Consider the following 12,085-nt stretch of genomic DNA (forward strand, 5'->3'; position numbering starts at 1 on the left):
CAACTCTGCTCATATGAGCAATCTTCGGCTCAAGTGTTGCACTGAGGTTAATTCACGACTTACGGTGCGTTACCTACGTCACATACGGAGGCCCCTATGAGTAAGTTTCGGCTGCTCACAATCCCCGCTCTCCTCCTGGTCACCGCGCTGAGCGCCTGCTCGGTGTCCTCGAACCCCGGCGGGTCCGCCGAAGCGGGCGACCAGAAGTCCGCCGGCCCCGTCGCCATCGGCTTCAGCCAGGCGACCCAGCAGTCCCCCTTCTACGTGCAACTGCGCGAGGGCGCGGAGGCCGCCGCCAAGGAGGCGGGCGCCACGCTCTACTTCGCCGACGCGGGCGGCGACGTGACCAAGCAGAACAACGACATCCAGGACCTGATCACCCGCCAGGTCGACGTGCTGCTGGTCAACCCGGTCGACCCCCAGGGCGTGCAGCCGGGCATCGCCGCGGCCAAGGCGGCCGGCGTGCAGGTCGTGACCGTGGACCGGCCGGTCCCCGAAGGCGCGGTCGCCCACGTCGGGCGTGACAACAAGGCGATGGGCGCGCTCGTCGGCAAGCGGCTGAGCGAGGCGCTCGGCGACAAGGGCGGCAAGGTCATCGAGATCCGCGGCGACGCGGGCGGCGCGGTCGCGCGCGACCGCAGCGCCGGCTTCCACGAGGCCGTCGCGGGCAACGACAAGATCAAGATCGTCGAGGGGCCGTACTCGGACTACGTCCGCTCCAAGGCGGTCACCGCGATGCAGGACCTGCTCCAGGTGCACCCCGACGTCGCCGCCGTGTACGCGCACAACGACGACATGGCGCTCGGCGCGCTGCAGGTCCTCAAGGAGAACGGCAAGGACGACGTCCTGGTCTCCGGCGTCGACGGCCTCATGGAGGCGGTCAAGCAGATCCCGGACGGCCAGTACGTCGCCACCGCGCTCAACGACCCCATCTCCCTGGGCTCGAAGGCCATCGAGACCGTGCTCAAGGTCCAGAAGGGCGAGCAGGTCGAGGCCTCCATCGACGCGGGCACCGAGCTGATCGACAAGGCCAACGCGGCCGGGTTCGTCGGCGAGGGCGAGTTCGCCCAGGCATCCACGAAGTAGGGGCCCGAGGCGCCCGCGACCCGGGCGCCCAGGACCCAGGCAATCGACAGTAGGAAGGCGAGACGGTTGTTCCAGACGGCGGAAACCATGCAGGCGGCGGTGCTCCACGCCCCGGGCGACATCAGGGTCGAGCAGGTGCCCGTCCCCGAGCCCGGCCCGGACGAGGCGCTCGTGCGGGTGGCGGCCTGCGGGGTGTGCGGATCGGACATCGCACGCATGCTGCACCCGGGAGTGGCCTACCACTTCCCGATCATCTGCGGCCACGAGTTCTCGGGGCACGTCGTCCGGCTCGGCGACCGTCTGGCCGCCAAGGGCCGGGTACGCGAGGGCGACCTCGTCACGGTCCCCCCGCTGATCCCCTGCAAGGTCTGTGAGCCGTGCAGCCAGGGCCACTTCAGCCTGTGCAAGAACTACGGCTACTTCGGCAGCCGCCGCGACGGCGCGTACGCCCAGTACGTCACCGTCCCCGACGAGAACCTCATGGTCCTGCCGGCCGACCTCGACCCCCGGGCCGCGGCCATGCTGGACCCGGCGGCGATCGCCCTGCACGCCCTCTGGCGGACGAAGATGCGCGGCGGCCGCCGGGTGGCGGTGGTGGGCGCGGGCCCGATCGGGCTGTTCGCCGTCCAGTGGGCGAGGCTCGCCGGCGCCTCCGACGTGCTGGTCGTCGAGCTGAACGAGCAGAAGGCCGCCATGGCGGTGGAGGCGGGCGCGACCCGCACCGCGACCGCCGCCGAGGCCGCCGACGAGGTGGCCGGCGACGGCTACGACATCGTGATCGAGTCGGCCGGCGTGCCCGCCACGGTGGACCAGGCGGTGGCGCTGACGGCCCGGCACGGCGAGGCGGTGTTCATCGGCATCCCGCACGATCCCGTGGTGCTGCCGAAGGCCACGTTCAGCTCGTTCCTGCGCCGCGAGGTGACCCTGCACGGCGCCTGGAACTCCTTCTCCGCGCCGTTCCCCGGCGAGGAGTGGCGGGTCGCGGCCCGCGCGCTGGCCTCGGGCGAGCTGGCGTGGAAGTTCATGATCACGCACGAGCTGGGGCTGGACGCCCTGCCGGAGACCATGGCGGCTCTCGGGGAACGTTCCATTTTCAGCTCCAAGGTTCTCTTCCTGCCGAACGAGGAGTGAGCATGGCTGGCTTCCTCGCCCTCGATCTGGGGACCGAAGGCGCCCGCGCGGCGGTCTACGGCGCAGACGGGGCGCTGCTGGGGTCGGGCGCCGAGCGGTACCCGACCCGCTTCCCCAGGCCGGGCTGGGCCGAACAGGACCCGGACGACTGGTGGCGGGCGAGCGTGTCCGCCGCCAGGCAGGCGCTCGCCGAGGCCGGCGGCCCGCAGGTCGAGGGCGTCGCCGTGGCGACCACCGCCTCGACGGTGGCCGTGCTCGACGAGCGGGGCCGCCCGCTGCGCCCGGCGCTGCTGTGGATGGACGGCCGGGCCGGCGAGGAGTCGGAGCTGACCGCGCGGACCGGCCACCCGGTCCTCCGCTACGCGGGCGGCAGCGACGCCGTCGAGTGGCTGGTGCCCAAGGCGATGTGGCTGGCCAGGCACGAGCCGGAGACCTACCGGGCGGCCGCGCGGATCGTCGAGGCCGTCGACTACATGGTGTGGCGGCTCACCGGCCGCTGGGCCGGCTCGCGCATGAACGCGGTCTGCAAGAGCAACTACGACCCGCGCGGCGCCGGCTTCCCGCACGACCTGTACGAGCGGCTCGGCGTCGCCGACCTGGCCGCCAAGCTCCCCGACGAGATCGTGCCCGTCGGCGACCCCGTCGGGCCGCTCGCCGCGGCCGCCCGCGAGGAGCTGGGCGTCACCGGCCCGGCCACGGTGGTGTCCGGCGGGATCGACGCCCACCTGTCGCTGCTGGCGATCGGCGGCGGCCACGAGGGCCAGGTGTCGATCGTCTGCGGCACCTCCAACGCCTTCGTCACCGAGATCACCGAGCCGGTCTTCCCGCCCACGGTGTGGGGGCCGTACCCGGACGCGCTGCGCACCGGGCGCTGGCTGGTCGAGGGCGGGCAGGTGAGCGCCGGCTCGGTCCTCGCCTGGACCGGCGAGAAACTCATCGGCCGCCCCCGCGCCGAGATCGGCGGGCTCATCAAGGCGGCGGCGGAAGTGCCGCCGGTCGAGCACGGCCTGATCGTGCTCGACTACTTCATGGGCAACAGGACCCCGCTGCGTGACCCGCGGCTGAGGGGCGCGGTGCTGGGCCTCACCCTGGCCAGCACCCCCGAGCAGGTCTACCGGGCGGCCGTGGAGGGCGTCGCGTACGGCACCCGCCAGGTCATCGACTCCTTCACCGCCGGCGGCGTCCCCGTGGAGGAGATCTTCGTCTCGGGCGGCATCCAGCACAACGAGCTGTGGCTGCGGACCACCGCCGACGTGCTCGGCCGCCCGGTCCACCTGGTCACCGGGGACAACCTGACGCTGCGGGCCTGCTCGGTGCTGGCCGCCGCGGGCACCGGGCGGCACGCCTCTCTGGCGGAGGCGGCGGCCGCGTACGCGCCCAAGTGCCGCACCGTCGAACCGGACGCCGCGCACGCGCAGGCGTACCGGGCCGGCTACGCCGACTACCTGGAGGCCACGGCCGCGACGACGGGCATCTCCCACAAGCTGAGCGGAGCCCGCCATGAGCGATGACGAGCAGCTCTACCAGGTGGCCGTGCGCTACTACGAGGACGGCGAGACCCAGGAGCAGATCGCGCACGCCCTGCACCTGACCCGCTGGAAGGTGGGCCGAATGCTGGCCGAGGCGCGCGAGGCCGGCATCGTGCGCATCGAGGTGCTGCACCCGCGCTCCCGGGTGCGCTCGCTGGAGCAGGCGATCAAGGAGCGGTACGGGCTCCGCGACGCCGTCGTGGTCTCGGTCGACGGCGACCCCGAGCAGATCCGCGACCGGGTGGGCGCGGCCGGCGCCGACCACCTCATGGAGATGCGGCCCGCGCCCCGCCTGATCGGCGTGTCGTGGGGCCGCACCCTGGACCGGCTGGCCGAGGCGCTGACCCGTGGCTGGGCCAACGGCGTCCACGTGGTGCAGATCAACGGCGCGCTCAGCCGTTCGCGGCAGCCGACCAGCGCGCACAGCATGGCCAGCACGATCGCCCACCGCGGCGGCGGCACCGCCACGCTGCTGGCCGCGCCGGCGATCCTCCAGCAGCAGAGCACCCGCGCGGTGCTGGAGAGCGACCGGGCCGTCGCCGACGTGCTGGCCCTCGCCACCCGGGCCGACCTGTTCCTCTACAGCCCCGGCGGCATGGGCAGCGACTCGGTGCTGGTGGACTCCGGCCAGATCGACGCGGGCGACCTGGCCCGGCTCGCGCGGGCCGGCGCGGTGGGCGACGTGCTCGGCCGCTTCATCGACGCGCGCGGGCAGATCGTCGACCCCGACCTCGACGGCCGCACCCTCGGCCTGTCCCTGGACGTGCTGCGCTCGGCCACCACCTCGGTGGCGCTGGTCAGCGGCACGGCCAAGCGGGCGGTGTGCCGGGCGGTGGTGTCGAGCGGGCTGTGCGACGTGCTCATCACCGACGACCAGAACGCCCGACACCTGCTGGAGGCGGCATGACGGCCACCACGGAACGCCTGCGCATGACGGGGATCGTCAAACGGTTCCCCGGCACCGTCGCCCTCGACGGCGTCGAGCTGAGCGTGCGGCCCGGCGAGGTGCACTGCCTGCTCGGCGAGAACGGCGCGGGCAAGAGCACGCTCATGAAGATCCTCGCGGGGTCGTACCGTCCTGACGAGGGCACGATCCTGCTGGACGGGCAGCCGTACGCGCCCGCCACCCCGCACGCCGGGCTGGCGGCCGGCATCGCCGTGATCTACCAGGAGCTCGACCTGCTGCCCGACCTCACCGTGGCGCAGAACCTGCTGCTGGGCCGGGCGCCCGCGCTCGGCCCGTTCGTCCGGCGGGGGCAGCGCGCCAAGCTGGCCCGCGCGGCGCTCGACCGGGTGGGCGCGACCTTCCCGGTGACCGCCCGCGTCGGCGACCTGCCGATCGCCTCGCAGCAGCTCACCGCCATCGCCAAGGCGCTGACGGCCGACGCCCGCGTGATCGTCATGGACGAGCCGTCGGCGACGCTCGGCGAGAGCGAGCTGCTGGCCGTGTTCGAGGTCATCAGGTCGCTCACCGCCGAGGGCCGGTCGGTGATCTTCATCTCGCACCGCATGGACGAGGTCATGGAGATCGGCGACCGGGCCACGGTGCTGCGGGACGGCCGCGCGGTCGGCGTCTACGACCTGGCCTCGACCGGCCCGGACGAGCTCGTCGCCGCCATGATCGGCGAGGCCGGTGAGCTCGTGGGCGCCACCGACCGGCCCGCCCCGCAGGGCGAGCCGCTGCTCCGCGTCGCACGGGCGCACGTGCCGGGGCTGCTCGACGTGCGCGACCTCGACGTACGGCCCGGCGAGGTCGTCGGGCTGGCCGGGCTCGGCGGCGCGGGCCGCACCACCCTGCTGCGCGCCCTGTTCGGCGACCTCAAGGCCCAGGTGGACGCCCGGCTGGACGGCCGCCCGCTCAAGGCCACCAGCCCGGCCGCCGCCGTCCGCGCCGGCCTCGCCCTGGTGCCGGAGAGCCGCAAGGAACAGGGCCTCATGCTGGGCCTGTCCGTGAGCCGCAACGCCGCCATCGGCGCGCTCGGCAGGCCGCCGTGGCTGCTGCCCGGCCGGACCGGCCGCCGGCTGACCGCGCCGTCGCTCGCCGACCTCGGTGTCAAGGCGTCCGGCCCCGGCCAGCTCGTCGGCCAGCTCTCCGGCGGCAACCAGCAGAAGGTCGTGCTGGCCAAGTGGATCACCCGCGGCGGGATCAGGGTCCTGCTGCTGGACGAGCCCACCCGCGGCCTCGACGTCGGCGCCAAGGCCGACCTCTACCGCCAGGTGCGCCACCTGGCCGACCAGGGCGTGGCCGTCCTGCTCGCCAGCAGCGAGCTGAACGAGCTGACCGCCAACGCCGACCGGATCGAGGTCCTGTACGAGGGCCGCAACGTCGCGCACTTCGACCCCCGGGTCAGCCCCGAGAACGTCATCGCGCACACCGTCATCACAGGAGCCGCACCATGACAGCTTCCACCGTGGCCGACACCGCCACCCAGGAAGGCCGCCCCCGCGCCCGCCGCGGCGCCGACCTGATCGTCAAGTCCAACCTGCTGCTGGTCTTCCTCGGCCTGTGCGTGGTCGCCTCGCTGCTCGCGCCGCAGTTCCTGACCGGCCGCAACATCGCCAACCTGCTCCAGCAGTCCTCGCTCACCGGGATCGTGGCCATCGGCATGACCATGGTCGTGCTCACGGCCGGCATCGACCTGTCCGTGGGCAGCGTGGCCGCCTTCGGCGGCATGACGATCGCGCTGCTCATGGGGTCGGGCGTGCCCGTGCTGCCGGCCATCCTCATCAGCGTGGCGGCCGGCGCGGCGTTCGGCGCGTTCATGGGCGGGCTGTCGGCGTACCTGACGCTGCCGTCGTTCATGACCACGCTGGCGGGGCTGACGGCGGTGCGCGGGCTCACGTACCTGCTGACCGACGGCAAGCCCGCCGAGGCGGGCGGCTCGGAGGGGTTCCAGCTCCTCGGCGGCGGGTTCATCGGCTACGTGCCGATCGTCGGCGTCATCTTCGTGGTGATCACCGTGCTCGCCGCCGTGGTGCTGCGCGGCACCACCTTCGGCGAGTACGTCTACGCCGTCGGCAGCAACAAGGAGGCCGCCCGGCTGTCCGGCCTGCCCGTACGCGGCGTGATCACGACCGTGTTCGCCGTGTCGGGCGGCCTGGCCGCGCTGGCCGGGGTGCTGCTCACCTCCCGGCTGACCGTGGGCCAGCCCACCGCGTTCAACGGGCTGGAGCTGGACGCGATCGCGGCCGTCGTGCTCGGCGGCACGAACCTGTTCGGCGGCCGGGGCGGGGTGTTCGGCACGTTCGTCGCGGTGCTGCTGCTGTCGGTGCTGCGCAACCTGTGCAACCTGCTCGGCCTCGGCTCCTTCTTCCAGATGGTGGTGACCGGCCTCATCCTGCTGGTCGCCCTCGTACTCAACCTGCTCATCGAGAGGCGTGGCGCTCGTGCCTGACACCATCCCCGGCTCGTTGCGGGCCTATCTGCACGGACTGCCGGGCGTCGACGAGGTCGGCGTCCAGCGGCGGGCCGCCGGCCTGGCCACCCGGTCGATCAAGACCACGGCCAAGCGGCAGGCCATCGACCTCGCCATCCGCATGGTCGACCTCACCACGCTCGAAGGGTCCGACACCCCCGGCAAGGTACGCGCGCTGGCAGCCAAGGCCGTGCGCCCCGACCCGGCCGACCCGAGCGTGCCGTCGGTCGCCGCGCTCTGCGTCTACCCCGACATGATCCCGACGGCGGCGCGGGCGCTGGCCGGCACCAACGTCGAGCTCGCCTCGGTCGCCACCGGCTTCCCCGCCGGGCGCACGTCGCTGGAGGTCAAGCTGAGCGACACGGCCTCCGCGGTCGCGGCGGGGGCGAGCGAGATCGACATGGTCATCGACCGTGGAGCGTTCCTGGCGGGCGACTACGCCAAGGTCTTCGACGAGATCGTCGCCGTCAAGGAGCAGTGCGGCGAGGCGCACCTGAAGGTCATCCTGGAGACCGGCGAGCTGGTCACCTACGACAACGTGCGCCGCGCGTCGTGGCTGGCGCTGCACGCCGGGGCCGACTTCATCAAGACCTCGACCGGCAAGGTCGCCCCCGCCGCCACCCTGCCGGTCACGCTGGTGATGCTGGAAACCGTGCGCGACTACCGGGCCGCCACCGGCCGGCAGGCCGGCGTGAAGCCGGCCGGCGGCATCCGCACCACCAAGGACGCCATCCGCTACCTCGTGCTGGTCAAGGAGATCGCCGGGGACGACTGGCTGGACCCCGCGTGGTTCCGGCTGGGCGCCTCGACGCTGCTGAACGACCTGCTCATGCAGCGGACCAAGCTCGGCACCGGCCAGTACTCCGGGCCCGACTACTACACCATCGACTAGGGAGAGGCGTGGAGATCTTCGAGTACGCGCCCGCGCCGGAGTCACGAGCCATCGTGTCCATCCGGCCGTCGTACGACCTGTTCATCGACGGCGAGTTCGTCGCGGCCGAGAGCGACGCGCGCATCGTCACCGTCAACCCGGCCGACGAGGAGCCGCTGTCGGAGGTGGCCGCCGCCGGCGACGCCGACGTGGACCGCGCCTTCGCCGCCGCCCGCCGCGCCTTCGACCGGGTGTGGTCGGGGCTGCCGGGCGCCGAGCGCGGCAAGTACCTGTTCCGCATCGCGCGCATCATCCAGGAGCGCGCCCGCGAGCTGGCCGTGCTGGAGTCGCTCGACAACGGCAAACCGATCAAGGAGACCCGCGACGTCGACCTGCCGCTCGTCGCGCAGCACTTCTTCTACTACGCCGGCTGGGCCGACAAGCTCGCGCACACCGGCCTCGGCACCAGGCCGCTCGGCGTGGCCGCGCAGGTCATCCCGTGGAACTTCCCCCTGCTCATGCTCGCGTGGAAGGTCGCGCCCGCCCTGGCCGCCGGCAACACGGTCGTGCTCAAGCCGGCCGAGACCACGCCGCTGACGGCGCTCGCGTTCGCCGAGATCTGCCAGGAGGCCGGCCTGCCGCCCGGCGTCGTGAACATCGTGACCGGCGCCGGCGACACCGGCCGGGCCGTCGTCTCCCACCCCGAGGCCGACAAGGTGGCCTTCACCGGCTCGACCGAGGTGGGCCGGCAGATCGCCCGCGCCGTCGCGGGCACCCGCAAGCGGCTCACGCTGGAGCTCGGCGGCAAGGGCGCCAACATCGTCTACGACGACGCGGCCATCGACCAGGCCGTCGAGGGCATCGTGTCCGGCATCTTCTTCAACCAGGGCCACGTCTGCTGCGCCGGCTCGCGGCTGCTGGTGCAGGAGTCGATCGCCGAGGAGCTGCTGCCGCGGCTGCGCGCCCGCATCGAGCTGCTGCGCCTGGGCGACCCCCTGGACAAGAACACCGACATCGGGGCGATCAACTCGGCCGCGCAGCTCGCCAGGATCCGCGAGCTGGCCACCGCCGGCGAGGCCGAGGGCGCCACGGGCTGGTCGCCGACCTGCCCGCTGCCCGAGCGCGGCTACTGGTTCCGTCCCACCGTGTTCACCGGGGTCACGCAGGCGCACCGGATCGCCCGCGAGGAGATCTTCGGGCCGGTCCTGTCGGTGCTCACCTTCCGCACGCCGGAGGAGGCCGTCGCCAAGGCGAACAACACGCCGTACGGGCTGTCGGCCGGCGTCTGGACGGAGAAGGGCTCCCTCATGCTCTGGACCGCGAGCCGGCTGCGCGCCGGCGTCGTCTGGTCCAACACCTTCAACGTGTTCGATCCCGCCAGTCCCTTCGGCGGCTACAAGGAGTCCGGGTACGGCCGCGAGGGCGGGCTGCTCGGATTGGAGGCCTACCTTGGCTGAGACCCCGCCGCGCCTCGCGGTGCGCAGGACGTACAAGCTCTATGTCGGCGGCGCGTTCCCGCGCTCGGAATCAGGGAGGTCCTACCCCGTGACGTCGGCGGACGGATCCCACCTCGCCAACGCCGCGCTGGCCTCGCGCAAGGACGTGCGCGACGCCGTGGTGGCGGCGCGCAAGGCGTTCCCCGGCTGGTCGGGCCGCACCGCCTACAACCGGGGCCAGATCCTCTACCGCGTCGCCGAGATGATGGAGGGGCGGCGCGAGCAGTTCGCCGCCGAGGTCGCCGCGGCCGACGGCGTGAGCGCGGCGCGGGCCCAGGAGCTGGTGTCGGCCGCCGTGGACCGGTGGGTCTACTACGCCGGCTGGGCCGACAAGATCAGCCAGGTGGTGGGCGGCGCGAACCCGGTGGCGGGCCCGTTCTTCAACCTCTCCGAGCCGGAGCCGACCGGCGTCGTGGGCGTGCTCGCGCCCGCCGGCTCCTCGCTGCTCGGGCTGGTCTCCGTGCTCGCCCCGGTGATCACGTCGGGGAACACGGCGGTGCTGGTCGCCGACGAGCGCGCCCCGCTGCCCGCGGTCACGCTCGCCGAGGCCCTCGCCACCTCCGACCTGCCGGGCGGCGTGGCCAACATCCTGACCGGCCGCCTCGCCGAGCTGGCCCCGCCGCTCGCCGGGCACGCCGACGTGAACGCGCTGGACCTCGCGGGCGCGGGCGGCCTCGCGGGCGAGCTGGAGGAGCTGGCGGCGACCACGCTCAAGCGCGTCCTGCGGCCCGGGCCCGAGGACGACTGGACGGACGCCGACCCCGGGCTCGCCCGCGTCCGCCCCTTCCTGGAGATCAAGACCGTCTGGCACCCGATCGGCCGCTGACCGCCCTCAACGCCATCCCCCGTGCCTTTCGGGGGATGGCGGCGGGGGTCATGAGCGGTGGATCGCCTGGGACGGCACGGACGCGGCCGGGTGGACCGGGATCGGTGACGAGGCCAGGCGCCTCTGCCCCGGGCCTACGCGCCGCCCCGCCGGCGCACCAGCTCCTCGATCCAGACCGGCGCGTACGGGGACGTGCACCCCGGCGAGACCGGGTAGTCCTTCAGCACCTCCAGGCGCTCGCCGATGCCGACGGCGCGGGCGCGGTGCTCGGGGTGCTCGATGCCGATCTGCGCCAGGCAGTGGTTCATCGCCCACTGCAGGCGGTCGGGTGCGGCCTTCATCTCGGCCTCGATGACGTCGAGCAGCCCCGCGAGGTCGAGACCGGCGGGCTTCTTCGCCACGCGCTCGGTGGTCAGCGCCCATCCGGCGCTCGCGACCACCGGGTCCGGGTCGGCGAGCCAGGCTTGCCGCAGCTCCTCGGCGTGCGGGCTCTTCTTCACCACGTAGTTGACGAGCCAGTCGTGCACCTTGGGCGCGCCCGCCTCGCGCACCATGGCGTCCAGCTCGTCGCGCTCGAACGCCTTGGGGCGGCAGATCAGCAGCGCCAGCAGCCGGGCCGCGGTGTCGCCGGTCTCCCAGAGCCGGCGCGCGAGCTCCTGCTGCGTCTTCAGCCGCTTGGCGAGGGCGCGCAACGCGCCGAGGTTGACGCCGTGATCGTCGCCGTGCCGCGCGTTGACCGCGCGGATCTTCGGGTCCTCCAGCGCGGCCAGCTCGGCCATCACCTCGGCCACCGTCACTTCGGCCACCGTCATGCCGGTCTCCTGTCGTTTCGGCGCGAAATCCCGGGCTGTTCACAACAAATGCGCGGTGGTTCTCGATGATGCCCCTCGCCGGGACCGGGGTGTCACGGCGAGGGCGCGGAAGCTGATACAGGAGTGGCCGGCAAATGCGGTCACTTCTTAATGCGCGGCCTCGTACTGCTTGATGAGCGTCGCGGCAATCCGGCCCCGCTCGCTCACGGGCAGGCCCTGCGCCTTGGCCCACTTGCGGATCTCCGTGGCCTTCTCCCTGCCCATCTCACGGGCCGAACCGGCGCCTCCGCGACGGCCGCGTTCCTTGCCCGCGCGGACGGCGCGCGCCTTGGTGATGAAGGGCGCCAGAGCCTTCTCCAATTTCTCCCTGTTCTCGCCGGACAGGTCGATCTCGTAGGCGGTGCCGTCGAGAGCGAACCGCGTGGTGCCCTCCGCTTCACTGCCGTCGAGGTCGTCGAGAAAAGATTCCACGATGCGCTTCGCCATAAGGTGCTCCAAACCCCGATGTTGCTTGCGGATACTGTAGTCCCCTTCAGAGACACACGCATCCTCACAAATGCCATGTCGCGAATAGCAGGCCGGGCTCGCGCGGCCCCGCGGGACCGCGTCAAAGCGCGGGCCGTGCTTGTCCCGTGATCTTCCGTGTCGCGCGAGTCGCGGTCCGTCCGCCGTGTTGATCCGCCTTTCCCCGGCGTTCACGTACGGCCGGAGCCGCGGTCCGCCCGGGTCCAGGAGAACGGTCGTGACCAGGCGAAAGGCGGGATCGGCCGGGCGTCTCCGCCCGCACGGGCCCGGCGCCCGGGCAACACCTGTCCGGGGTATCAGGGAATACGGGCATGTCGCGGGCCGCCCGCCCGTACGGATCCAGGAAGGCCGGCTGTTTCGGGCGTCGAGGCGCGCGGGCGGCAATCCCGTCCT

General features: G+C 72.8%; 11 protein-coding genes. 9 read left to right on the forward strand and 2 right to left on the reverse strand.

Annotation, left to right across the window (positions count from 1 at the left end):
• Window positions 1-96 precede the first annotated feature (96 nt).
• The 9 genes from ABD292_RS07735 (at window position 97) to ABD292_RS07775 (ending at window position 10,355) form a co-directional block, all read left to right on the forward strand.
• On the forward strand, window positions 97-1,086 hold the full coding sequence (locus tag ABD292_RS07735; RefSeq protein ID WP_344206344.1) for a substrate-binding domain-containing protein: 990 nt from the start codon (window positions 97-99) through the stop codon (window positions 1,084-1,086).
• A 66-nt stretch (window positions 1,087-1,152) separates the two neighbouring features.
• Complete coding sequence (locus tag ABD292_RS07740; RefSeq protein WP_344206345.1) at window positions 1,153-2,217, forward strand: galactitol-1-phosphate 5-dehydrogenase; 1,065 nt, start codon at window positions 1,153-1,155, stop codon at window positions 2,215-2,217.
• A gap of 2 nt (window positions 2,218-2,219) precedes the next feature.
• Window positions 2,220-3,728, forward strand: a complete 1,509-nt coding sequence (locus tag ABD292_RS07745; protein WP_344206346.1) for an FGGY-family carbohydrate kinase — start codon at window positions 2,220-2,222, stop codon at window positions 3,726-3,728.
• On the forward strand, window positions 3,718-4,653 hold the full coding sequence (locus tag ABD292_RS07750) for a sugar-binding transcriptional regulator (protein WP_344206347.1): 936 nt from the start codon (window positions 3,718-3,720) through the stop codon (window positions 4,651-4,653). The genes ABD292_RS07745 and ABD292_RS07750 overlap by 11 nt, the downstream gene beginning before the upstream one ends.
• Window positions 4,650-6,146 (forward strand): sugar ABC transporter ATP-binding protein, encoded by a 1,497-nt coding sequence (locus ABD292_RS07755; RefSeq protein WP_344206348.1) that lies wholly within the window; start codon window positions 4,650-4,652, stop codon window positions 6,144-6,146. The genes ABD292_RS07750 and ABD292_RS07755 overlap by 4 nt, the downstream gene beginning before the upstream one ends.
• A complete protein-coding gene (locus tag ABD292_RS07760; protein WP_344206349.1) occupies window positions 6,143-7,141 on the forward strand; it encodes an ABC transporter permease in 999 nt (332 codons plus the stop codon). The genes ABD292_RS07755 and ABD292_RS07760 overlap by 4 nt, the downstream gene beginning before the upstream one ends.
• Entirely contained in the window at window positions 7,134-8,054 is a 921-nt protein-coding gene (gene deoC, locus ABD292_RS07765; RefSeq protein WP_344206350.1) for a deoxyribose-phosphate aldolase, read from the forward strand. Before ABD292_RS07760 ends, deoC begins: the two co-directional genes overlap by 8 nt.
• 14 nt (window positions 8,055-8,068) lie before the next feature.
• Window positions 8,069-9,490 (forward strand): aldehyde dehydrogenase family protein, encoded by a 1,422-nt coding sequence (locus ABD292_RS07770; protein ID WP_344206447.1) that lies wholly within the window; start codon window positions 8,069-8,071, stop codon window positions 9,488-9,490.
• On the forward strand, window positions 9,483-10,355 hold the full coding sequence (locus ABD292_RS07775; RefSeq protein ID WP_344206351.1) for an aldehyde dehydrogenase family protein: 873 nt from the start codon (window positions 9,483-9,485) through the stop codon (window positions 10,353-10,355). The genes ABD292_RS07770 and ABD292_RS07775 overlap by 8 nt, the downstream gene beginning before the upstream one ends.
• Before the next feature lie 134 nt (window positions 10,356-10,489).
• Here ABD292_RS07775 and ABD292_RS07780 read toward each other — a convergent pair whose 3' ends face one another.
• A complete protein-coding gene (locus ABD292_RS07780; protein ID WP_344206353.1) occupies window positions 10,490-11,167 on the reverse strand; it encodes a DNA alkylation repair protein in 678 nt (225 codons plus the stop codon).
• A gap of 147 nt (window positions 11,168-11,314) precedes the next feature.
• Window positions 11,315-11,653 (reverse strand): histone-like nucleoid-structuring protein Lsr2, encoded by a 339-nt coding sequence (locus ABD292_RS07785; protein ID WP_344206354.1) that lies wholly within the window; start codon window positions 11,651-11,653, stop codon window positions 11,315-11,317.
• Between the last annotated feature and the right edge of the window lie 432 nt (window positions 11,654-12,085).

The organism is Nonomuraea bangladeshensis (assembly GCF_039529455.1).
GTDB classification, from domain to species: Bacteria; Actinomycetota; Actinomycetes; order Streptosporangiales; family Streptosporangiaceae; genus Nonomuraea; species Nonomuraea bangladeshensis.